Consider the following 21,190-nt stretch of genomic DNA (forward strand, 5'->3'; position numbering starts at 1 on the left):
GTTCCCAGGTTCCGTGGCGTTGGGGTACGAAGCGCGGGCTCGTGCCTCCCGGGCACCCGCGTCGGACCACGGTCTGACGGACCCAGGGCCGACGGGTGACCTCCGATGCCGCCCACGGCCCGATGTTCCGGCGCGTTCCACCTGGTTCTCTGGAAACGGCGGGTGGCATCACCTCCGCCACGGTGTCCGGAGATCGCCCGGGAGGGTCGTTGTACAGGCGCGTGACAATGGCGGTCGCAGGAGCGTTGTGCACCCTGCTGGCGCTGGTGGCGGTGATCGTCACCGATCTGCACGACCGTGACTTTCCCCAGGCCCTGAGCGCGCAGAGCAGGCTGGGCCTGGACTTCGGCGAGTCGCAGTTCAGCGACCGGGACGCGTTTGCGGCACTGACGCAGATGGATGCCGACTGGAACCTGGGACTGGTCAGGATCGCCCCGGACCTGGTTGACGACGGCGACGAGCGGATCTTCGTGACCCTCAACGACGGGAGCCTGCCCGCGACGTTCCGCTGGTTCAGCGGCGCCGACGCGGGACGGGTCGTCGGCGGGGACCGGCTGGCCAACTCGTCGCCCGACGGCTCCTACCTGGTCACCGGGGACGCGGCCCGGCTCGCCGAGTTGGAGAGCCGGCTGAGCAGCGCGGGCGTACGGGTGACCCGCGTCGACGCGTCCGTGACCGGCAGTCTCTGGTTCGCCATGCGGGAGGGCGGCTTCGCCGCGGCCGTCCTGGCCGCGTTCGCCCTCATCGCGGCGCTGGCGCTGTTCTGGCTGTCGATGAAGGCGCGCAGCCGCGCGCTCCGGGTGCTCGCGGGCTGCCCCACGTTGCGCATTCAGGCACAGGACCTGGGCGGGTTCGCGGCCGCGCTGCTCGTTCCGGCGGGCGCTGTCACCCTCGCGGCCGCCGCCTGTGTGGGCCTGGCCCGTGGCTGGCTGTACGTCGGCGTCTTCGTCAAGGCGCTGGCCGGCGTGGAGGTCGTGGTCATCGCCGTGTCACTGCTCGTTGCCCTGGCCATGTCGGCCTCCGCCTGGCCGAGCGCCACCATGCTCGCCACCCGGCAGCCTGCGGTGAGGAGCCTTCGCTCGGCGGCCGTGGTCGTCCACGCGCTGACGTTCCTGCTGGTGGCGGGCGCGGCCGGGCCGGCCTGGTCGGCGTACCGCAGCTCGTCCGCCACGGCCGCTGAGATGGCGCAGTGGAAGAACCTCGCGGATCAGGTCGCGGTCCAGTTCGGGATGGGCGATGACGAGATGACCAGTCTCGAACCCCGGATCGGAAACCTGGTCAGGGACGGCGAATCGGCCGGGGCGGTCGCGTACTCGTACACCTTCTCCGACGAGACATGGGAAGGCGATCTCGGCGACTACTCGGCGATCACCTTCGTGAACCAGCGGTGGCTCGACCTGATGACGACGAACGCGCCGCCGGACGCGCTCACGCCGGTGCCGTACGAGCGTGTGAGCGGCGTGCTTTCCCGGGAGTTCGGCGAGACGTTCTCGCTGTGGTCGAGAAGCCGACGTGCCGGGGGAGAGATCCTGTCGGGGTTCGGATACCTGCGGCCCGCCGGCGGGTTCCGGATGCCTGTCGCCCAGGGTGGCGGCGGGAGTCTGAGCTTCCTCGACGATGTCCTCGTCGCCGTCATGCCCTCCCTGCATCAGACGTTCGATGATTCGAACCTGACATCGATGGTCTCGACGAGGAACATCCTGTTCACCGGCGTGGCGGCCACCCAGGCGTTGATCGGGCGCGAAGGCCTCTCCGCCGGGACCCTGAGCGGCCGGGGGATCAGGGGCGACCTGAGTGTGGTCTACGTCGCGGAGGAAGGGATCCTTCGGGCGCAGTTCATGGCGTACGTGGTCTGGCTGATGAATCTCGCGCTCACCGCCCTGGTCGTCGCCTTCACGGTCGCGACCGTGATCAGCGCGCTGATCACCGCCCTGCTGCACGCGAAGCGCGATCTTCCGTTGCGGCTGTCCGGCCGGCCGTGGGCGCGGATCCTGCGGAGCCGGGTGTCCAAGGAGTTGCTGGCCGGCGCGGCGCTCGTGTCCCTCCTGGCGCTGGTCCAGAGACCCGACTCCATGGGGGCCCTGCTGGTGGCCGCGATGTTCGGGATGTTCGTCGTCCCGCTGAGCCATCTGTGGGCCGCGAACCGGTGTTTCTCCGGCGTCAGCAGGCGTCGAATCTGATGGGAGTTCCAATGCTGATCGAGGTCGAGGCCGTTTCCGTGGCGATCGGTGGGCGGCCGGTGCTCGACGGCGAGTCCGTACGTTGCGAGCCCGGGACGATGACCGCCCTCGTGGGCCCGAGCGGATCAGGGAAGACCACGTTGCTGCACTGCCTTGGGCTGCTGCTCCCGGTCGACCGGGGCCGCATCCTGATCGATGGGAGGAACGTCACCCGGTACGGCTCGGCGGCACGGCGCCGCTTCTGGCGTGACCACGCCGCATTCGTCCTGCAGGACTACGGGATCATGGACGAGGAGTCGGTTGCCTTCAACGTCACGATGCGGTCCAGCCCGCTGGGCAAGCGGGCCACCGGCGACGGGAAGCGGCTGGCGCAGGTTCTCGATCAGACCGGGCTGGCGGGCCGGCAGGATGAGGCGGCCGGTCACCTCAGTGGCGGTGAGAAGCAGCGGCTCGCGCTGGCCCGCGCCATCTACAAGCGAGCCGCGATCGTGTTCGTCGACGAGCCCACCGCGTCGCTCGACGCCGCCAACCGGCGGAAGGTCATCGCGCTGTTTGCGGAGTTCGCCGCCGAGGGCCGCACGGTCGTCGTGTCCACGCACGACTCCGAAATGATCGAGGCCTGCGCTGCACGCCACGAAATCGGGAGCGGACGAACTGTTGCGCTATCCGTCGATCAGTCCTACTAGGGCGGAAGGACCTGCCATGTCACTGCTCTCCAAGATCGCGATTGGCGCCGTCGCGGTGGTTGCCCTCGGCGCGGCCGTGGCTCTCGGCGGCGTGTTCCCAACGTCGACTGACACCCACCCGCCCTGCGAGGAACTGCCGACCACCGCCGAGGCCAGCGCGGCGTTGACCAGAAGCGGGTCCCTCGCCACCGACATCGCGGCGCTGGGCAAGGGAATCTCGGTCGAGGTGGGCTCGCCGTGCCCCAAGGGCCAGGACCGTGCGCTGATCCAGGTGACCTACGGATCGAAGTCGGAGCGTGAGGCGATCAGCAGCCTACTCGCGCGCCGCGACGGGTTCGGTGTTCCGGTGCACCTCGTCGAGAGGTAGCCGAATGACACGCTGTCGGCCCGCAACGCCGACGAGGCCGGGAAATCTGGCGGCGACGGTGGATTGGTCTGGGAGGAAACTGCTCCGCTCATCCTTCCCTCCGGCGGTCCGTCCCAGGTCAGAAATGCGCCTTCAGATGAGTCGTGACCATCGACGGCTCGGCAGGTAGGGCACCCGCACTCCGAGGCTGTTGCCGGGCAGGTCACCGCATCCACAGGGGTTCGTTTCATACTCACCGTGGCCGCCTGGAAGCCGGTGACGTACGCGCGACGGACAGGTCGCCTCGCTCCCGCAAGGCGCACGCTACGCCACCGACGTGTTGTACCGATCGAGCGTCGCCTTGGACGTTGAAGCATCCCGGAAGGTCAGTTCCCACGGGCCGGTGTTGACATCCATGTCCTTGCCGAACCCGACCCACTTTCCGGCCAACCGTCGACCGGTGGGCTCAGCCAGCAACTGAATCGCCCCGTGGTACCGAGCGCCTCGGTAGTAGCCGGCGGGGTCGGTCTGCTCCACCCACGTCCCAGTGACAACGGCACCGTCCACGGTGAGATCCAGCGACAGCGACGATGCCGCCGAGCCAGGCAGGCTGCGGGCGGTCAGCCGGTCACCGTGCTGAAGCACGACCACGAAATGCTGCCCGGCGAAGGACTCCCCCCGTCCGCTGGAATGGAACTGGTAGCGGCTGAGCCACACGCCCTCGTGCGACCCGTGAGCCGCAGTTGGCCTGGACGTCGGCGTCGGCGTCGGCGTGGCCAGACTGGACATGTGCGAGGTCAGGTCGTGGCCACCGTGGTGGTCATCGACGACGTGGCCGTCGGGCACCATGGCGAAGCCAAGCAGCGAAATGGGCAGGCCAGTGACGACCTCCAGCGCACGGGCGTAGACGGGCCGCGGCGCGGCGATCGCGCCGGACTCCCACCGCTGGACGAGTCTCTTGTTGGCGTCGTTGGGCTCGCCGACGCGGTAACCGGCGGCTTGGAGCGCGCGGGCGAAGTCGTCCTGGCTCATGCGCATCCCGGCGCGGACTGCGCGCAGGGCGGCGTTCGGGGCGGTCATGCCTGTCACGATAGCGAGATGTCGCCTAAATGTCGCCGGTAATGTGGCCGAGTTGTCGCATCTTGTGTCGTCGCGGCCGGCGACATCTCGGAGTCATGGTTGATGGCATCGCGATGAAGGAGGCCCCGATGACTACCGTGACCTTGCCCGGGATCCGGCGGCGGGAGAATCCGACGTGGGCGGTGAACCGGGGTGAGCAGTTGGAGGCGGCCGAGCGGGAGGCGGCGAAGCGGCGGATTCTCGCGCTGGCCGAGGCGGAGCGGGTACCGGTGGAGGAGACGACCCGGGCGGTGCCGGATCGGCGGTGGCGTCGTGGACAGCGGTGAGCTGCCGATAGGGCGGCGGGTGGCCCAGTGGCGGGCCCGGCGCGGGTTGACGCAGCAGATGCTCGCCGACCGGTTGGGAAAGTCGAAGAGTTGGGTCGACAAGGTTGAACGCGGCGTGCGCGCGCTGGACAGGTTCTCCGTTGTCCAGGATATCGCCGAGGTTCTTCGCGTGGACGCGTCGGCGCTGCTGGGCAGCGATGCGCGGCCGGCGACGCCCACTGGTGGCGAGGGTGTGGACGGGGTGCGGGCGGCGCTCGCCTGCTACGACCTGTTCCCGGCCGGGCCGGGCTGTCGGCCGGTGGTGCCGATCGGTGAGCTGGGCCGGCGGGTGGAGCATGCGTGGTTGACGTACCAGCACGCGCATTACCCGCAGTTGGTGCGGTTGGTGCCTGACCTGCTCGGCGATGCCCGACGCGCTCACGCGGTCGACACCGGGGGTGATTTGGTGGGTCTGTTGGTGCAGGTGTATCGGGTCACGGCGTCGGTGCTGGTGAAGCTGGGCGAGCCGGACGTGGCGTGGCTGGCGGCCGATCGGGCGGTGACGGTGGCCGCTGGTGATCCGGTGTGGGCGGCGGGTGCGGCGGTGTCGCTCGGGCAGGCGTTGCGCGGGGCGGGGCGGGGCCGGTTGGCGATGGCGGCGGCGATCGCCGCCGCGCACCGGGTCGCCCCGACGGTGCCGCACGACGCAGTGCCCGAGGAGTTGGCGTTGTGCGGGACGCTGCTGGTCGAGGCGGCTCTTGCCGCCGCGACCTGCGGCGACCACCGCGGCCCAGCGGAGCTGCTCGACCAGGCCGCCGAGATCGCCGAGCGGGTCGACGGCGGCCAAGACCTTCACCGCACCGGTTTCGGGGCGGCGAGCGTAAAGGTGGCGCGGGTCGCGGCGGCGGTCGGGCTGGGCGACGGGGGCGAGGCGGTTGCCCGGCATGAGGAGGCCGTCAGGGCGGACGGGTGGCGGCGGCTGCCTGTTGAGCACCGGGCAGCGCACCTGATCGACGCCGCGCGGGCGTACCTCCAGGTCGGTGACCTCTTGGGGGCGGGCCGCGCTCTCGCCGAGGCCGACCGTATCGCGCCGGCCGAGGTCCGGCTACGGCCGTTGGCACGTACGGTGATCGTCGAGGTGGTCCGAGGCGGCCCGGCGTCGGCTGGCGTGGCGCACCTGGCGACGGCGGTCGGGCTCACCCGATGACCGCCCCGTTCCTGTCCCTGGCCCAGATCCGCAACCGACTGATCCTCACCGCCCGAGCGATCCTCCGCGGCCACAGACCCGGCCCCGACGGCCGCTGCCCGATCTGCCGGACACCGGAATGCGCCGTGGCGACCGCCGCCCGCAACGTCCTGCACGCGGCCGAGAAAGTACAGAAGCGGAGCACAGCAACCCAGCCGACCACACCCGTCCGGGACGACCCCCAGCAGGCCGGATGACCCCGGACGACACCCGATCCGACCGCCTCGCCGACAGTTCACACCGAATCGGCACCTGGTTCTGTGTCGCCCACCAGGCGGCCCCCGCCCGAGGCGGCCCGTGGCGTGGCTGTCGTGATCACCGTGCGGACCGACGCGTCCCCGCCGTCGAAACGTCCTCGGTGCTATCCGGCACCCGGCCGCGGGTGGGCCGGTCCCCGCCGACCGCCGGTCAGCGCCGCGCGGCGACCGCCGGTACCGTCCTGGGATAGCGACGACCGGAGGTGCACATGGCCCCGTCCACCCCTGCGCAACCGGAGCTGCCCGTCGACGCGGACAGCGCCTCGCTGCGCGCGATCCTGCGTCACCAGGCCAGCACCGTGACCGTGGTGACGGCCCCGGGCACCCCGCCGGTCGGCTTCACCGCGACCTCGTTCACCTCGGTGTCGCTGGAGCCGCCGATCGTGTTGTTCTGCCTCAACCTCGCCTCGTCGAGCTGGCCCACGGTGTCCCGGTCCCGCCACGTCGCGGTGCACCTGCTCGCCCACGGCCAGCGGGAGCTGGCCCGGACGTTCGCCACGAGCGGCGTCGACCGGTTTGCCGGCCCGACGCAATGGCGTCCGGGGCCGCAGGGGGTGCCGATCCTCGACGGCGTCCTGGCGTGGCTGCTCTGCCGGGTGGTGGACCGGGTGACCGTAGGCGACCACGCGATCGTGCTCGCCGAGCCGGAGCTGCTGCGGCACGCCGACGTGGGCACGCCGCTGCTGTACCACCGGGGCGGCTACGCCGGCCTGGACCCGCCGGCGGACCGGGCCGGCGTGGCCTGACCCACCCCGCCAACCCCGCCGCACGCCCCCTGGGGGGCCGTCGTGAGCGCCCCGCCCGGCCGGCGGGGTGACCGTCCGGCCGGGCGGGTGCCGCCCGGGGTCACGACCGGTCGGGTCGGATCCCCAGCGCGGGCAGCACGGTCTCCGCCACCCGGTACGCCTCCTCGAGCAGCGGGTTGCCGGAGAGGATGAAGGTGTCCACGCCGAGGGACCGGAACTCCTCCAGCCGCTCGACGACCTGGCGGGTGCTGCCCACCACGGCGGTGCCCGGGCCGGGCCGGAACAGCCCCATCCCCGGCCACAGGTTGGGGTACGTCTCCAGCTCCCGGGCCTTCGCCGGTACCCGCCCGCCGTGCTGGCGGAACTGCCGCTGCCAGCCCACCCCGGCGTCCTCGCCGTGTGCGGCGAGCTGCCGGGCGTACGTCTCGCGGCTGGTGACGTCGAGCAGGTGGTCGGCGGCGGCCCATGCCTCGTCCTCGGTGTCCCGGACGATCAGGTGCAGCCGCAGCCCGAGCCGTAGGGTGCGCCCGTGGGCGGAGGCCCGCTCGCGCACCCGGTCCAGCTTCTCGGCGAGCTGGGCGGGCGGTTCGCCCCAGGTCAGGTACACGTCGACGTGCTCGGCGGCCATCTCGATGCCGGCCGGCGAGGAGCCGCCGAACCACAGCGGGATGCCGCCCTTCTGCACCGGCGGCAGGTCCCGCAGGTCCGCCCCGGCGCCCGGCAGGTCGTAGAACTCGCCCTTGTGGTCGAAGACCTCCCCGGCGGTGAGTCGCCGGACCACCTGCCAGTACTCGGCGCTGAGCCGGTAGCGCTCGTCGTGTTCCAGGTGCAGGCCGTAGCGGCGCAGCGTGTCGGTGGAGCCGTTGACCACGTTGAACCGCAGGCGCGGGCCGAACAGGTGGTCGAAGGTGAGCGCGGACTTCGCCAGCAGGGTCGGGGAGATCAGCCCGGGGTGCACCGCCAGCAGCGGCTTGAACGCCGGGCTGGTCGCCGCCGCCAGGGCGCTGCCCAGCGGCCACACGTCGTACTGGTCGGTGGCCAGCAGCGCCCCGGTGTAGCCGAGCCGGTCCACGGCGGCGGCCAGGTGTTGCAGGTAGCCCAGGTCGACCGGCCGCCGGCCGGCCGGCTCCCACGGGTAGCGCCCCTCCCGGGGGATGATGTACCACAGGACCTCGGTGCCCACGCCGCTCACCGCGCGCCCGCCGGGGCCGCCGCGGCGAGTGCCGCGTCGACCAGCGGGGTGAGCGCCGGCACCAGGGCGTCGGCCACGGTGATCGGCCGGTCGAGGTAGCCGGCCGCGACGAAGATGTCCGCCGCCTCCTGCTGCTCGGCGACGAATGCGTCGGGGATGCTCTCCAGCCGCCAGGGCAGCCCGGCCAGCGCGGTGTGCCAGTCGGCCGCCTCGCCGCCCAGCTCGGCGGCGGCGTGGGCGGCGGCCTCGTCCAGGTGGGCGGCCACCCAGTCGTCGGCCTGCTGGAGCGCGCCGACGAGCGCCGCGACCACCTCCGGCCGCTGCTGCGCGAGGTCCCGCCGGGTGAAGAAGACCGACCGGTCCGAGATCACCGACCCGGTCTCCACCAGGACGCGTACGCCTCCGGCGCGGCGGGCTGCGGACAGCTCGGCCTCCTGGGCGACCCAGCCGGCGATCTCCCCGGCCGCCAGGCGCTCCGCCGGCGGGGTCGGGTCGTCGGCGGGCCGCCGCGCCACGATGTCGGTGTAGGACAGCCCGGCGTCGTGTAGCGCCTTGGCCAGCAGGTGCGTCTGCCACGACCCGACCCCGAACACCACTGTCCTGCCGGCGAGGTCGGCCACCGTCCGGACCGGACCGTCGGCGGCGACCAGCAGCGCGCCGTGCCCGGGGCGCGGGGCGGACACCGCGACGTACACGATGTCGTGGCCCTGTGCCTGCCCGGTCAGCGGCGGGGTGGAGCCGGTGCCGCCGAGGTCGATGACGCCCTCGGCGAGCAGCCGGGCGGTGTTCGTGCCGTCGGTGTAGTAGTGCCAGGCCACCGTCTCGCCCAGCGGCGCGAGCGCCCGTTCGGCCAGGCCGAGCCGGGCCAGGTGGTACAGCGACGGGTTGCTGCGGTGCACTCCGATGGTGATGCTCATGTCAGTTCTCCTTCTCGAACGGTCGGGTCGGCCCCCGCGCCGGGGCGGCGGACGCCCAGGTCGACGAGGAGCCGGTCGCGTAGGGCGCGGAAGGCCGGATCGGCGGCGTCGCGGGGCCGGGGCACGGTGACCCGCTCGTCGCGGACCAGCACGCCGCCGCGCAGCACCGCGACCCGGTCGGCGAGCCGGATCGCCTCGTCGACGTCGTGGGTGACCAGCAGGACGGCCGGGCGGTGCGCGGCGCACAGCTCGCCGACCAGGTCCTGCATGCGCAGCCGGGTCAGCGCGTCGAGGGCGGCGAAGGGCTCGTCCAGCAGCAGCAGCTCCGGCTCGCGGACCAGTGCCCGGGCCAGCGCCACCCGCTGCGCCTCGCCGCCGGACAGGGTCGCCGGCCAGGCCCGGGCGTGGCCGGCGAGGCCGACCTCGGCCAGGGCCCGCAGGCCGACCGCGCGGGTGGCCTCGCCGCGCGGCATGGCGACCGTGACGTTGGCCAGTACCCGCTTGTTGGGCACCAGCCGGGGCTCCTGGAACACGATGGTCCGCCGCCGGGGCACCAGCACGGTGCCGCCGTCGGGGCGGTCCAGCGCGCCGAGGATGCGCAGCAGGGTGGTCTTGCCGGTGCCGCTCGCGCCGAGCAGCGCGAGGAACTCGCCCCTGGGCACGTCCAGGTCGAGGCCGCCGAGGACGGTCCGGTCGCCGAAGGCCCGCCGCAGCCCGCGGATGTGGATCGCCGGGGGCGGCCCGGCGCCGGTCTCCGTGCCGGCCGGGGTGGCCACGCCGGCGCTCACCGGGTCCGCCCCGCCCGCCGCCACGGCATGAGCAGCCACTCCAGGGCGCGCACCGCGGCGTCGGCGGTGAGGCCCAGCAGGCCGTAGATGATGATGCAGAGCGCCAGGATGTCGGTGCGGGCGTAGTTCTGCGCCTGGGTCATCAGGTACCCGATGCCGGCGGTGGCGTTGATCTCCTCGGCGGCGATCAGCGCGATGACGCTGAGGGTCATCGACAGCCGCAGGCCGACGAGCAGCGCGGGCAGGGCGCCGGGGAGGACGACCTCCCGGACCAGCCGCCAGCGGCCCATCCCGAACGACCGCATCGCCTCGACCGTCTTCGGGTCCACGGTGCGCACGCCGCTGGCCGCGTTGACGTACATCGGGAAGGTGGTGGCGACGGCGATCAGAATGATCTTGGCGCTCTCGGTGATGCCGAACCAGACCATGAACAGCGGCACCAGGGCGAGGAACGGCACCGTGCGCAGCACCTGCACGGTCGAGTCGATCAGCTCGTCGCCGAGCCGGGTCAGCCCGGTGGTCACGCCGAGCACCAGCCCGGCGGCCAGGCCGCAGGTGAGCCCCAGCGCCGAGCGGGTCAGCGAGGTGGTGAGCGCGTCGGGGAGCTGGCCGTTGCCCCACAGCTCGCCGACCGCCCGCAGCACCTGGCCGGGGGAGGCGAGCAGCGACGGCCTGAGCAGGCCGGTCGCCGAGGCGGCGTACCAGGCGAGCAGCAGCGCGACCGGGCCGAGCGCCCGCAGGGCGGTGGCGGCCCACCGGGGCCGCTCGCGGCGGCGGCGCACCGGCGGCTCGACCAGCCCGGCGGCGCGGGCGGCCCCGGCGCCGCCGGGGTGGGGCCGGGCGGCGCCGGCCCGACCGGGCGCGGTGGGTGCCGTGGTCACGGTCACGCCCCACCCGCCGGCAGCTTCGTCACGTCCAGCACGTGCGCGGCGACGTCCACCTTCTTCGGGGTCACCCCGGCGTCGACGAAGAACCGGGCCACCGTGTCGAAGCGGGCCAGCAGGTCGGCGCCGATCGGCTCGACCGGCGAACTCCGCCGGGCGAAGTCGATGGTGATCTCCCGGGCCCGGCCGCTCACGGACTGCGGGCCGGCGTCGGTGAAGACGTTCACGAACGGCGCCGGGTCCGCCTGGGACGCGGCCCCCTTGTCCCGCAGGTACGCGTACAGCGCCCGGACCACCTCCGGGTGATCGGTGGCGAACGCGCTGCGCACCGCCCACACGGTGGCGTTGTCCGAGCCGAGCGTGCGGCCGTCGACCAGCAGCCGGGCGCCACCGGCGAGCGCGGACACCACGTACGTGCTCCAGCTCGCCCAGGCGTCCACCTGGCCGGACTCGAACGCCGGAGCGGACTGGTCGGGGCGCAGGTACACCCGTTCCACCCGGTCGGCGGGCACGTTCGCGGTGGCCAGCGCCCGCAGCAGCAGGTACTCGCCGGTGCCGCCCTTGTTGACGGCCACCTTCCGCCCGGCGAGGTCGGCCACGCCGCGGATCGGGGAGTCGCCCTTGACCAGGATGCCCTCGCCGACCGGGTCGGGCTGGGCTGCGGCGAACAGGGTGAAGCCGGGGCTGCCGGCGAGCGCGCCGACGGCCGAGGTGATCGAGCCGAGGGCGACGTCGAGCTGGCCGGCGTTGATCGCCTGCGCCGCCGGGGCGAACGGGCCGGAGCTGCCGGTCCACGCCACCCGGGCGCCGACCGCGCTCAGCGCCGCGTCGAGCGAACCGTCCTTCTTGCCCAGGGCGAGCACGCCCGCGTTGCCCGGGTCGGGGATGCGTACCTCGATCGTGCGTCCACCGGCGGCGTCGGCCGGCTCGCCGGACGTGCCGCAGCCGGCGGCGCCCACCAGGGCGGCGACCAGGCCGGCGGCGGTGGCGACGGTCAGGAACCGTCGGCGGGTACGGCGAGGTGTCGGTGCTGTGCTCATCTCATTCTCCTGTGCGATCCGTCGGCGAGGAAGCGACGTTCCCGGCCGGTGCGGGGTTCTGCCGGCGGCGGGCGACCAGTTCGTGGGCGCGCCGCAGCGGTTCGGGGTCGGCCCAGCCGCGCACGTCCACGGGCGCGGCGAGGAAGTCGTGTGCGCGCAGGAAGTGCTCCTGCGCGGCGAGCAGGTCGAGCCGCTCCTCGGACAGGTCGAGATGCAGGCCGAGGTGCTGGCCGGCGCGGTACGCCCCGGCCACCCCCGCCGTGCCGGCGCCGGTCTCGGCGGACAGGATCCGGCCGACGTCGGCGGGGTGGGCGGCGGCCCAGCCGGCGGCCTCGACCAGCACGGCGAGGAACCGGTCGACCACGTCGGGCCGGTGCTCCAGCAGCCAGCCGGCCACGGTGACCGGCCGGGGCGTGCCGTTGTTGATCCGGCTCCGCAGGTCGGGTTCGTCGTCCAGCTCGATGCCGACCTCGACGCCGTGCCGGCGCGCCGACTCGACCGCGAGGGCGCCCTTGGCGTAAACGGCGTCGACGTCGCCACGGACCAGCGCGGCCAGCTCCGCCGCCCACTGCCCGGGGTGCTCCGGGCCCGCCGGCACGTCCACCGGGCGGGCGTCGGCCAGCCGCAGCCCGGCGACGCCGAGCGCCCCGGCGAACCCGCGCAGCGCCATCGCCGCCCAGAAGTCGACGGCGATCGGGTGCCGGGGCACCGCGAGCCGCCGGCCGCGCAGCTCGGCGGGGGAGCGGGGACCGTCGCCGGGCCGGATCAGGATCACCTGGCGCTCCTCGATCCAGGTCAGGCCGATCAGCCGGGTTTCCGCGCCGCGGGAGCGGGCCCACAGCGCCGGGACGTTGCCGCCCTCCCGGATCAGGGTGCGGTGCTCGTGGGTGAAGTGCCGTTCGTTGAGCCCTCTCCCGCGGTCGTCCTGGAAGGACCGCACCCGGATTCCGTCGGCGGCGAACTCGGCGGCGAGGGTGCCGCGGTCGGCGGCGATCCCGGTGGCGGTGGGCACCGGGCAGCGGGTGAACCACAGCTCGTCGAGGCGGACGGCGGCCGGGGCAGTGGACATGGCTGGTCTCCGGTTCTGGCAGGCAGGCGTGGATCACGCGCGGGACGGCCACCGGGTCGGCGGTCGGGGCGCGTGGCGGGAGCGCGCGGGCCGACGGCGTGCCGGTCGGGGTGCGCGCGGGTTCGGGGCGACGGGGCGGAGCGGGAGGGTGGCTGTGGCGTCAGCGACAGCGACAGCTGCCGAACAGCCCGTGGTCGATGTACCGCCGGGTGGTCAGCGCGGGCCCGCGGAAGGCGGCGGGGAGGGCGGCCGTGGCCGACGACTCACGCGTCATTGGCGCCACACCTCCCGGATTTCCCGACTAACCCTACAGATCTTATAGGGATTGCTGCGGAGGAGCGTGACACGGGCGTGGCGGGAAAGGCAAGATGCTTCCACCATGCGGTAACTCACGTCGCGGCCGGGGGTTCGTGGGCGGGCCCGGACCCGGTGCGGCGCCCGACCCGACGCCGTTTCTTCCCGGGGGCCCACACGGTGGGAACCTGGCCACCCCGGGGCGCGGCGTCACCACGGGGCCCGCAGCGCTGGTGCGGGCGCTGCGGGCCCTGCGGTTACGCCCCGGCCAGGTCGCTCCGGCGGGGCCGGGTGGCGGCGCGAGGGCTTGTGGTCACCGGCGCGGACGGCGCGGCTCGGCCAGCCGCAGGGCGTTGCAGACGTCGACGACGTCGGCGACCTCCCAGGCCAACTCCCCGGCGGTCCGCCGGGCCTGCGGGTCGGTGACGATCCCGGTGAGGATGACGACCCGGTTCTGCGCACTGACCGTGACCGACTGGCGGCGTACGGTCGGGGCGTCGCCGAGTCGCCGGGCGACGGCGGCGGCGAGCCGGATGTCCTCGTCCGCCGGCCCGGGCCTGTCGGGCTCTGCGGCCCAGGAGTGGTCGTCGGGCGACGGCCAGGGGATGACCACGGGGGATGGTCCCTTCTCGGTGTGCGGTGTCGGCGTGTCTAGGCGGAGTCGGAGCGGCCGGCGGTGGCCGCCACCAGGACGACGCCGACCCCGGCCACGCCGATCTGCACGAGCAGGTCCTGGAACCCGAAGCCGGCCCCGGCCACGCCGACGAGGCGGGCGAGGATGGTGCCGAGCAGGGCGGCGACCACGCCGACGACCAGGGTGAGCCAGAGCGGCGCGGTCTGCCGGCCGGGGACGACGAGCCGGCCGAGGGCCCCGACGACGAGCCCGACGAGAAGGGCGCTGACGAGCCCGGCGACGGTCACGGTTGCTCCTGGGTGACGAGGGTGCGGAGGCTCACCGCGCCACGCCGGCCGACGTCCCGTCGGGCAGTCCCCGCACCGGCACGGCCGCCCGGCCGGCGGGCGTCGGCCCCGCCCGGTGGGGCCCCGGCGCGGGGGACCGGTCGGGCCGGTCGGCGTCCGGCGTCCGGCCGGCGACGATCGGCAGGACCTGGTCCAGGCGGGCGGACTGCAGGATGCGCCAGATCCGGGGGTTCGGGTCGCGTACGGTGAGCACCCCGTCGGCGCGGGTGAGCCGCCGGTGCACGTCGAGCAGCAGCCCGATCGCGGCGGCGTCGATGTGCCGGCAGTCGGACAGGTCGACCACGACCTGGGCGGGGCGCAGGGCCAGCAGCCGGTCGAAGACGGCGCCGGTCGTGGACAGGCAGGCCAGGTCGAACTCGGTCACGGCCACCTCGACCAGGGGAATCGTGCACTCCCGACGTGCCAGCGGCGTCGTCACGGCCGTACCCCTTTCCTCGTGGACCTGGACGCCCACCAACGTGCCGGTCGGGCTTGGCGGGCACCACGCGGACGTGTGACAGTTGCGTGACAAATCCGCCATACGCGGGACACGGTTGGCCGTCGGCGGACGGCCTTGGGGATGATTCCGATATGACGTCCGTACTGGTGATCGAGGACGACGACCGCATCCGGCTGGCGCTGCTGCTCGCACTGGAGGACGAGGGCTACGACGCCCACGGCGCTGCCACGGCCGAGGAGGGGCTGCGCGCCCAGCGCCGGGACCCGGCCGACTACGTCCTGGTCGACCTGATGCTGCCGGGCCTGGACGGCTTCGAGTGCATCCGCCAGCTACGCCGCGACGACGACGTGCCGATCGTGGTGGTCAGCGCCCGCGACGACACCCACGACATCGTGGCCGCCCTGGAGGCCGGCGCCGACGACTACGTCGTCAAGCCCGTGGCGATCAAGGAGCTGACCGCCCGGCTGCGCGCCCTGCGCCGCCGCGCCCGTGCCGTCGTCCCGGCCGTGGCCGAGCAGGTGCCGGTGCTGGCCTTCGGTGACCTGGAGGTCAGCCCCGAGGCGGGGGAGGTACGCCGGGCCGGGCACCGCGTGCCGGTGACCCGCACCGAGTTCCGGCTGCTGTGCGAGCTGGCCGAGCACGCCGGCCGGGTGCTGTCCCGCCAGCAGCTGCTGCAACGGGTCTGGGGGTACGACACCGGCGACGAGCGGCTGGTCGACGTGCACGTCGGCCGGCTGCGGCAGAAGATCGAGCCGGACCCGGCCAACCCCGAGCACCTGGTGACCCTGCGCGGGCTCGGCTACAAGCTGCAACGATGACGGGCCCCCGCCCGCCCGCGCGGCGTCGCCTCGGCCTGCGCGCCCGGGTCACCGCGGCGTTCGCCGCCGGGGCGCTGCTGCTGGCCGCCTCGATGGCCCTGGTCTCGTACGAGCTGACCCGCCGGTCCCTGATGGACGAGCGGGAGCGCACCGCGGTGCGGGCCGCGTACTTCGACGCCGCCGTGGTGCGCAACGGCCTGGACACCGACGACCCGGACGTGGTGGAGGTGCTGCGCTCGCTGGACACCGGCGGCAGCCGGCGGGCGCTGCTGAACCTCGACGGCGACTGGCACGGCCGCACCGCCGACGTCGGGCTCACCGCCGCCGTCCCGGAGGAACTGCAACGGCTCGTCGGCGCGGGGCAACCGGCCGTGCAGCGGGTCCGCGTCGACGGGCAGGCCGCCCTGCTGGTGGGGGTGCCGCTGTCCGGCTCGGCGACGTACTACGAGGTCAACTCGTTGGGGGAGCTGGAGCGGACGTTCCAGGCGCTGGCCCTGACGCTGACCGCCGTGGCCATCATGGTTGCCGGCTCCGGCGCGGCGCTGGGCTGGTACGCCACCCGGCACGGCCTGCGTCCGCTGACCGCGGTCGCCAACGCCGCGGAGAAGATCGCCGCCGGTGAGCTGACCGCCCGCCTCGACCCGGCCACCGACCCCGACCTCACCCGGCTGTCCACCTCGTTCAACCACATGGTCGACCAGTTGGCCCGCCGGATCGAACGGGACCGCCGGTTCGCCGCCGACGTCAGCCACGAGCTGCGCTCGCCGTTGCAGACCCTCGCCGCGGCGGCCAGCGTCCTGCAACGGCGGCGGGAGCACCACGACGAGCGCACCGCCACCGCCGCCGGTCTCGTGGCCGACGAGATCGACCGCTTTCAGCGGCTGGTCAACGATCTCATCGACCTGGCCCGCAGCGACCAGCCCGCCCACCGCGCCCCGGTCGACGTGGTGGAGCTGGCGCGGCGGGCCTGCATCGAGCGGGACCTCCCGGCCTCGCTGGTGCTACTGACGGCCGGCACGCCGCGGACGTGGCGGGTGGAGCAGCGGCGCGTCGCGCAGGTGCTGGTGAACCTGCTCGACAACGCGGCCCGCTACGGGGCCGGTCCGGTAGCGGTGCGCCTGTCGCGCGACGGCGACGCCGGCGTGATCGAGGTCGACGACGACGGCCCCGGGGTGCCGGTGGAGGACCGGGAGGCCATCTTCGACCGCTTCGTCCGTGGCCGGGCCGCCCACGCCCGGGGCACCGGCGACGGCACCGGCCTCGGCCTGGCCCTGGTAGCCCAGCACGCCACCGCGCACGGCGGGCGGGCCGGCGTGCTCGACCGCCCCGGCGGGGGCGCCCGGTTCCACGTCACCCTGCCCGGGAGCCTGCCGTGACGGGCCGCGCCGCAGCGCCCGCCGGATCCCGCGCCGCGGCGCCCCCCGGAGCCCGTGTCGCAGCGCCCGCCGTGGGCGGCGGCCAGGCCGGGGGAACCGGCCGCACCGGCGATCGCGTCGGCCTGCCGGGCCGCGCCCGGCGCGTCGTCGCCCCGGCCGTCCTGGCCGGCCTGCTCGTCCTGGCGTCCGCCTGCGGGGTGCCCGCCGAGGACCGGCCCAGGGTGGTCGGGGTCCCGCCCGGGCCGTTCCCGTCCCCGGCGACGGCCGGCAGCACCGCCCCGACCGGCCGGATCACCGAGACGCTGTGCTTCGTCCGGGACGACCGGCTGGTGCCGGTGCCGCGCCGTGTCGACCGCGCGCCCGACGTCGACGCCCAGCTGCGCGACCTGCTCGCCGGCCCCACCGTCGTCGAGCGGGACGCCGGGTTGACCAGCGCGCTGCCGGGAGCGATGAGCGCCGTCGTCGCGGACGTCGCGGGCGGCCAGGCGCGGGTGGCGGTCGGCCAGACCGGCGACGAGACCGGCCGCAGCGACGAGGTCCTGGCGTTCGGGCAGATCGTCTGCACCCTCGACGCCCGGGACGACGTCACCACCGTGTCGTTCCTGCGCGACGGCCGCCCCCTCGGGGTGCCCCGGGCGGACGGCTCGCTCTCCGCCCAGCCGCTGACGGCCGCCGACTACACCGCCCTCACCGTCGTCCGCTGACCGTCGTCCGCTGACCACGCTGTGGTGGGGGCGGTCATGCCCACCCGTGAGGCTCGGCCCGCCGCCGCGCGCGTCCCGTGCCCCGCCGCCGGGTCAGCGGTGCGGCGCGGTGCTGTCGCGTACGGTCAGCCGGGGCTCCAGCAGGGTGGCGTCCGGCACCGGCTCGCCGTGCACCTTGCGCATGAGCAGCGACACGGCCTGCTGGCCGACCTCCTCGGCCGGCACGGGCACCGAGGTGAGCCGCGGGCTGGCCTGCTCGGCGAACTGGTCGGGGCAGATCCCGACGACCGACACGTCCTCGGGCACCCGCCGGCCCAGGGTGGGCAGCGTGGCCAGCACGGGGCCGACAGCCGCCTCGTTCTGCACGACCAGCCCGGACAGGTCGGGCCAGCGCTCCAGCAGCTCGACCAGTTCCCGGCGGACGGCCGCCGTGCCCTCCTCGCAGGGGCGGACCACGGCGTCCACGCCCAGCCGCGCGGCGGCGTCGACGACGCCGGCCCTGGTCCGGTGCGCGAATCCGGTGCCCCGGTCGTAGACGGCGGCGGGGGCGCCGAGCAGGGCGATCCGCCGGTGGCCCAGCCCCGCCAGGTGCTCGACGCAGACCTGACCGGCCCGGTGGAAGTCCAGGTCGACGCAGGTCAGCCCCGTGGCGTCGGCGGGGAAGCCGATCAGCACGCTGGGCCGCCCCAGTTCCCGCAGCAGCGGCACCCGGGAGTCGTGCATCTCCACGTCCATCAGCAGGACCCCGTCGACCATCGCGCTGGCCGCGATGCGGCTCAGCCCGGCGGGGCCCTCGTCGGAGGTGACCAGCAGGACGTCGTGGTCGACGGTGCGGGCGGTGGTCACCACCGCCATGGCGAACTGCATCACCACCGGCACCTGCATCCCGGAGCGCAGCGGCAGCACCAGCGCGACGACGTTGGCCCGTCGGCTGGCCAGGGCGCGCGCCCCGGCGTTCGGGTGGTAGCCGAGCGCCCGGATGCTGGCCCGCACCCGGGTGCGGGTCACCTCGGAGATGGCCCGCTTGCCGCTGAGCACGTACGACACCGTGCTGACCGCGACACCGGCGTGCCGGGCGACGTCGGCGATGGTGACCAGGTCGGGGGACTTCACCGGGCGCACCGCCGTCGCCGGGCGAGGCCCGGCCTGCTCACCGGGCCCGGCCGGCACCGGAGGCCTCCCTGGCCGGCCCCGCGCCGTCGGCCGCCCGCACCGGCCCGCCGGCCGTGCCCCGAACGGAGAGGGTGCCGACCAGTCGGATGTCGCCCACGGACCGCCCGACCAGCACACTGTGCGGGGCGTCCTCCACCACGTGCCCGCCGCGCGAGTCGTCCCACCAGCCCAGCTCGGTGGCGCGCAGGCGCAGCCGGACCACCCGCCGCTCGCCCGGGGCGAGGGTGATCCGGGCGTGGTCCCGAAGCTGGCGCAGGGGCTGCTTGACCCGGGACCGGCGCTGCCGGGTGTAGAGCTGGACGATCTCCTCGCCGACGCGGGTGCCGCTGTTGGTGACCTCGACGCTCACTTCGACCTCCCCGTCGGCGGTCACCGACGTCGCGCTGAACCGGAGGTCAGCGTAGTCGAACCGGGTGTAGCTCAGCCCGTGGCCGAAGGGGTACAGCGGCTCGCCCCGGTGGTAGAGGTAGGTGGCGTCGGAGCCGATGATGTCGTAGTCGAGCAGGTCGGGCAGGTCCGCGGCGTCGGCGTACCAGGTCTGGGTGAGCCGGCCGCCCGGCTCGGCGTCGCCGAGCAGCACCGAGGCCAGCCCCGCCCCGTGCTCCTGGCCGCCGTGCGCGGACCACAGCACCGCCGGCAGGTGGGCGTCGGCCCAGCCGATCGCGTACGGGTAGCTGCTGGTCAGGGCGAGCACGGTCCGGGGATTGGCGGCGTGCACGGCGCGCAGCAGGGCCTCCTGCCCGGCCGGCAGCGCCAGGTCGACCCGGTCCTCGGTCTCCCGCCCGTTGACCATCGGGTGGTTACCGAGGGCCACGACCGCCACGTCGGCGGCGGCGGCCAGCTCGGCGGCCCGGGCTGCGCCGTCGACGAGCAGCTCCACGGCGAACGGGGTGGCCGCGTCCGGGTCGGCGGCGTCGATGCGCAGCCGCCCGTCCGGCCCGACGGCGACGTACCGGTCGGTGGCGAGGTGACGCAGCAGCACCGTGCCGTCGGGGCCCGGCGCGAACCGGAAGGTCTCCCGGACCACCCAGCCGCCCGGCCCGGGGCGGTCGTTGACGAGGTCGCCTTCGTCGTCGGCCCCGACGTGCCGGCCGTTGGCTACGGCGCGCAGCGCCACCGCCTCCGCGCCCCAGTCGAAGACGTCGAACCAGGTGTCCTCGGTCGCGCTCGGCGCGTCGGCGGTGAGCGGGCCGCCGTCGTCGGCCGTCGCGCGCACGTACCGGCCGCCGGCGCGCAGCGCGATCCGGTCCGCCCCGCTGTGGGTGGTCACCTCGCCCACCGGCCCGGTCAGGGCCGCGTGCAGCGTGACGGCGTACGGCAGGGTGCCGCTGTACCAGTCCGTGTGCACCGCGTCGGCCAGCGGACCGAGCACGGCGAGGCGCAGACCGGGCGTCGGGGCCAGGGGGAGCAGCCCGTCGTTGCGCAGCAGCACCACCGACTGCCGGGCGGCCTCGCGGGCGAGTTCCCGGTGCGCCTGGCAGTCCACCACGTCCGGGGACACCCCCGCCCACGGGTCGGACTCCGGCGGGTCCAGGTCGTCGAGGCGGGCCCGGACGGACAGGACGCGCCGCGCCGCCCGGTCCACGTCGGCGGCGGTGATCAGGCCCCGCTCCAGCGCCTCGGTGAGCCGTTCGACCGTGGGCCGGGTGTCGGTGTCGTCCTCGGTGAAGCTGTCGATGCCGGCGCGCAGGGCGGCGGCGAACCCGCTGACGTGGTCCGGCAGGTGGGCCTGCGCGCCGGCGATGTTGGTGGCGGCCCCGGCGTCGCCGACCACCATGATCTCGTCGGGGGCCATCCGGCGCAGCTCGGCCGCGATCAGCGGGCTCAGGTGCGCGGGCACGCCGTTGACCAGGTTGTACGAGGCCATCACGGCGACCGCCGCGCCGGCGGCCAGCGGCGCCCGGAACGCCGGTAGCTCGTACTCGTGCAACACCCGCGGCGGCAGGTCGCTGGAGGTGGTGGCCCGGTCGGTCTCGTTGTTGTAGCCCAGGAAGTGTTTGAGCGTCGGCGCGGTACGCAGCCGGTCCGGGTGCCCGCCGCGCAGGCCGGTGGCGTACGCGGTGGCGAGCCGCCCGGTCAGTCCCGGGTCCTCCGACCAGCCCTCCTCGTTGCGTCCCCAGCGGGGGTCGCGCAACGGGTTGACCACGGGCGCCCAGACGTTGAGGCCGACCCGGCCGGGGTCGGCGTGGTGCTTGGCGCGCACCTCGTCACCGACGGCGGCGCCGACGGCCCGCACCAGTTCGGCGTTCCAGCTGCTGGCCAGCCCGATCACCTGGGGGAAGACCGTGGCCGTCCCGAGCCATGCCACCCCGTGCAGCGCCTCGGTGCCGGTGCGGAACGGCCGCAGGCCGAGCCGCTCGACCGGCGCCTGCCACTGGTGCAGCAGCCCGATCTTCTCGGGCAGGGTGAGCCGGGCCAGCAGGCCGTCGACGCGTGCGTCGGGGGACGGGCCGGAGGTCCGGCCGATGCTGTCGGTCATGGCGGATCGGATACCTTCCATGGGCAGGCGGTCGCCCGGTCGGCAGGTCGAAGCGCTTCGACGGCCGTCGTGACGAGCGACATCACGGTGGTGGTGTGCGGCTGTCGACCCGGATGCGGCGAAGCGCTTCGACAACCTGCGGAGAACAAGCCGCCCCGGCTGCCCGGACGGGACGGCTGCTCCGAGGTTG

Annotated in this window: 22 protein-coding genes; 10 read left to right on the plus strand and 12 right to left on the minus strand. The window is 74.5% G+C overall.

All coding sequences use genetic code 11. The features are described 5' to 3' along the window. The first annotated feature begins 221 nt into the window (after positions 1–221). Genes ACH4T9_RS16250 through ACH4T9_RS16260 form a run of 3 tightly spaced genes read left to right on the plus strand, consistent with a single transcriptional unit; the run spans position 222 to position 3,233 of the window. Positions 222–2,180, plus strand: coding sequence for a hypothetical protein (locus ACH4T9_RS16250; protein ID WP_396673041.1), 1,959 nt, complete (start codon positions 222–224; stop codon positions 2,178–2,180). Positions 2,181–2,191: 11 nt separating this feature from the next. Then, positions 2,192–2,866: an ABC transporter ATP-binding protein gene (locus tag ACH4T9_RS16255; protein WP_396672616.1), complete on the plus strand. Its 675-nt coding sequence runs from the start codon at positions 2,192–2,194 to the stop codon at positions 2,864–2,866. 16 nt (positions 2,867–2,882) lie between these two features. Beyond that, positions 2,883–3,233: a hypothetical protein gene (locus ACH4T9_RS16260; protein WP_396672615.1), complete on the plus strand. Its 351-nt coding sequence runs from the start codon at positions 2,883–2,885 to the stop codon at positions 3,231–3,233. Positions 3,234–3,536: 303 nt separating this feature from the next. On the opposite strand, the gene ACH4T9_RS16265 is transcribed toward ACH4T9_RS16260, so the two are convergent. Continuing rightward, the gene (locus tag ACH4T9_RS16265; protein WP_396672614.1) at positions 3,537–4,301 is read right to left on the minus strand and encodes a helix-turn-helix domain-containing protein; all 765 of its coding nucleotides are present in this window, start codon (positions 4,299–4,301) and stop codon (positions 3,537–3,539) included. A gap of 119 nt (positions 4,302–4,420) precedes the next feature. Here ACH4T9_RS16265 and ACH4T9_RS16270 point away from each other — a divergent pair, with 119 nt between their 5' ends. The 4 genes from ACH4T9_RS16270 to ACH4T9_RS16285 all read left to right on the plus strand — a co-directional run bounded on the left by ACH4T9_RS16270 (position 4,421) and on the right by ACH4T9_RS16285 (position 6,846). Further along, positions 4,421–4,618 (plus strand): hypothetical protein, encoded by a 198-nt coding sequence (locus ACH4T9_RS16270; RefSeq protein ID WP_396672613.1) that lies wholly within the window; start codon positions 4,421–4,423, stop codon positions 4,616–4,618. After that, entirely contained in the window at positions 4,605–5,804 is a 1,200-nt protein-coding gene (locus tag ACH4T9_RS16275) for a helix-turn-helix domain-containing protein (protein WP_396672612.1), read from the plus strand. Before ACH4T9_RS16270 ends, ACH4T9_RS16275 begins: the two co-directional genes overlap by 14 nt. After that, entirely contained in the window at positions 5,801–6,040 is a 240-nt protein-coding gene (locus tag ACH4T9_RS16280; protein ID WP_396672611.1) for a hypothetical protein, read from the plus strand. Before ACH4T9_RS16275 ends, ACH4T9_RS16280 begins: the two co-directional genes overlap by 4 nt. Positions 6,041–6,309: 269 nt before the next feature. Beyond that, positions 6,310–6,846, plus strand: a complete 537-nt coding sequence (locus ACH4T9_RS16285; RefSeq protein WP_396672610.1) for a flavin reductase family protein — start codon at positions 6,310–6,312, stop codon at positions 6,844–6,846. 100 nt (positions 6,847–6,946) lie between these two features. On the opposite strand, the gene ACH4T9_RS16290 is transcribed toward ACH4T9_RS16285, so the two are convergent. The 9 genes from ACH4T9_RS16290 to ACH4T9_RS16330 all read right to left on the minus strand — a co-directional run bounded on the left by ACH4T9_RS16290 (position 6,947) and on the right by ACH4T9_RS16330 (position 14,429). After that, positions 6,947–8,029 carry an LLM class flavin-dependent oxidoreductase gene (locus ACH4T9_RS16290; protein WP_396672609.1) on the minus strand — a complete coding sequence of 361 codons (1,083 nt, stop codon included), beginning with the start codon at positions 8,027–8,029 and terminating at the stop codon, positions 6,947–6,949. Positions 8,030–8,034: 5 nt separating this feature from the next. Then, positions 8,035–8,955 carry an ABC transporter substrate-binding protein gene (locus ACH4T9_RS16295; protein ID WP_396672608.1) on the minus strand — a complete coding sequence of 307 codons (921 nt, stop codon included), beginning with the start codon at positions 8,953–8,955 and terminating at the stop codon, positions 8,035–8,037. Beyond that, positions 8,952–9,743 carry an ABC transporter ATP-binding protein gene (locus ACH4T9_RS16300; protein ID WP_396672607.1) on the minus strand — a complete coding sequence of 264 codons (792 nt, stop codon included), beginning with the start codon at positions 9,741–9,743 and terminating at the stop codon, positions 8,952–8,954. Before ACH4T9_RS16300 ends, ACH4T9_RS16295 begins: the two co-directional genes overlap by 4 nt. Then, entirely contained in the window at positions 9,740–10,624 is an 885-nt protein-coding gene (locus tag ACH4T9_RS16305) for an ABC transporter permease (protein WP_396672606.1), read from the minus strand. The genes ACH4T9_RS16300 and ACH4T9_RS16305 overlap by 4 nt, the downstream gene beginning before the upstream one ends. A gap of 2 nt (positions 10,625–10,626) precedes the next feature. Further along, a complete protein-coding gene (locus ACH4T9_RS16310) occupies positions 10,627–11,667 on the minus strand; it encodes an ABC transporter substrate-binding protein (RefSeq protein ID WP_396672605.1) in 1,041 nt (346 codons plus the stop codon). A 1-nt stretch (position 11,668) separates the two neighbouring features. Further along, the gene (locus ACH4T9_RS16315) at positions 11,669–12,736 is read right to left on the minus strand and encodes a hypothetical protein (protein WP_396672604.1); all 1,068 of its coding nucleotides are present in this window, start codon (positions 12,734–12,736) and stop codon (positions 11,669–11,671) included. Positions 12,737–13,343: 607 nt separating this feature from the next. Beyond that, positions 13,344–13,643, minus strand: a complete 300-nt coding sequence (locus ACH4T9_RS16320) for a BON domain-containing protein (protein ID WP_396672603.1) — start codon at positions 13,641–13,643, stop codon at positions 13,344–13,346. A gap of 38 nt (positions 13,644–13,681) precedes the next feature. Then, positions 13,682–13,951 (minus strand): GlsB/YeaQ/YmgE family stress response membrane protein, encoded by a 270-nt coding sequence (locus tag ACH4T9_RS16325; RefSeq protein WP_396672602.1) that lies wholly within the window; start codon positions 13,949–13,951, stop codon positions 13,682–13,684. 31 nt (positions 13,952–13,982) lie between these two features. Continuing rightward, positions 13,983–14,429, minus strand: coding sequence for an STAS domain-containing protein (locus ACH4T9_RS16330; RefSeq protein WP_396672601.1), 447 nt, complete (start codon positions 14,427–14,429; stop codon positions 13,983–13,985). Positions 14,430–14,581: 152 nt separating this feature from the next. Here ACH4T9_RS16330 and ACH4T9_RS16335 point away from each other — a divergent pair, with 152 nt between their 5' ends. The 3 genes from ACH4T9_RS16335 to ACH4T9_RS16345 all read left to right on the plus strand — a co-directional run bounded on the left by ACH4T9_RS16335 (position 14,582) and on the right by ACH4T9_RS16345 (position 17,348). Further along, positions 14,582–15,268 carry a response regulator transcription factor gene (locus tag ACH4T9_RS16335; protein WP_396672600.1) on the plus strand — a complete coding sequence of 229 codons (687 nt, stop codon included), beginning with the start codon at positions 14,582–14,584 and terminating at the stop codon, positions 15,266–15,268. Beyond that, a complete protein-coding gene (locus ACH4T9_RS16340) occupies positions 15,265–16,644 on the plus strand; it encodes a sensor histidine kinase (protein ID WP_396672599.1) in 1,380 nt (459 codons plus the stop codon). The genes ACH4T9_RS16335 and ACH4T9_RS16340 overlap by 4 nt, the downstream gene beginning before the upstream one ends. 122 nt (positions 16,645–16,766) lie before the next feature. Next, on the plus strand, positions 16,767–17,348 hold the full coding sequence (locus ACH4T9_RS16345; protein WP_396673040.1) for a GerMN domain-containing protein: 582 nt from the start codon (positions 16,767–16,769) through the stop codon (positions 17,346–17,348). Between the two features lie 93 nt (positions 17,349–17,441). Here ACH4T9_RS16345 and ACH4T9_RS16350 read toward each other — a convergent pair whose 3' ends face one another. Together ACH4T9_RS16350 and ACH4T9_RS16355 are read right to left on the minus strand one after the other, a co-directional pair. Continuing rightward, positions 17,442–18,461 carry a LacI family DNA-binding transcriptional regulator gene (locus tag ACH4T9_RS16350; protein WP_396672598.1) on the minus strand — a complete coding sequence of 340 codons (1,020 nt, stop codon included), beginning with the start codon at positions 18,459–18,461 and terminating at the stop codon, positions 17,442–17,444. 37 nt (positions 18,462–18,498) lie between these two features. Beyond that, positions 18,499–21,000, minus strand: coding sequence for a glycoside hydrolase family 3 C-terminal domain-containing protein (locus ACH4T9_RS16355; RefSeq protein ID WP_396672597.1), 2,502 nt, complete (start codon positions 20,998–21,000; stop codon positions 18,499–18,501). Positions 21,001–21,190 lie beyond the last annotated feature (190 nt).

The sequence above is a fragment of the Micromonospora sp. NPDC020750 genome (assembly GCF_044334565.1).
Taxonomy (GTDB): domain Bacteria; phylum Actinomycetota; class Actinomycetes; order Mycobacteriales; family Micromonosporaceae; genus Micromonospora.

What these genes read in the sequence shown, in the direction of transcription:
- ACH4T9_RS16315 (WP_396672604.1), bottom strand. Translation starts at nt 12,736, where the DNA reads ATGTCCACTGCCCCGGCCGCCGTCCGCCTCGACGAGCTGTGGTTCACC.
- ACH4T9_RS16340 (WP_396672599.1), top strand. Translation starts at nt 15,265, where the DNA reads ATGACGGGCCCCCGCCCGCCCGCGCGGCGTCGCCTCGGCCTGCGCGCC.
- ACH4T9_RS16295 (WP_396672608.1), bottom strand. Translation starts at nt 8,955, where the DNA reads ATGAGCATCACCATCGGAGTGCACCGCAGCAACCCGTCGCTGTACCAC.
- ACH4T9_RS16310 (WP_396672605.1), bottom strand. Translation starts at nt 11,667, where the DNA reads ATGAGCACAGCACCGACACCTCGCCGTACCCGCCGACGGTTCCTGACC.
- ACH4T9_RS16280 (WP_396672611.1), top strand. Translation starts at nt 5,801, where the DNA reads ATGACCGCCCCGTTCCTGTCCCTGGCCCAGATCCGCAACCGACTGATC.
- ACH4T9_RS16335 (WP_396672600.1), top strand. Translation starts at nt 14,582, where the DNA reads ATGACGTCCGTACTGGTGATCGAGGACGACGACCGCATCCGGCTGGCG.
- ACH4T9_RS16355 (WP_396672597.1), bottom strand. Translation starts at nt 21,000, where the DNA reads ATGACCGACAGCATCGGCCGGACCTCCGGCCCGTCCCCCGACGCACGC.
- ACH4T9_RS16270 (WP_396672613.1), top strand. Translation starts at nt 4,421, where the DNA reads ATGACTACCGTGACCTTGCCCGGGATCCGGCGGCGGGAGAATCCGACG.
- ACH4T9_RS16260 (WP_396672615.1), top strand. Translation starts at nt 2,883, where the DNA reads ATGTCACTGCTCTCCAAGATCGCGATTGGCGCCGTCGCGGTGGTTGCC.
- ACH4T9_RS16255 (WP_396672616.1), top strand. Translation starts at nt 2,192, where the DNA reads ATGCTGATCGAGGTCGAGGCCGTTTCCGTGGCGATCGGTGGGCGGCCG.
- ACH4T9_RS16285 (WP_396672610.1), top strand. Translation starts at nt 6,310, where the DNA reads ATGGCCCCGTCCACCCCTGCGCAACCGGAGCTGCCCGTCGACGCGGAC.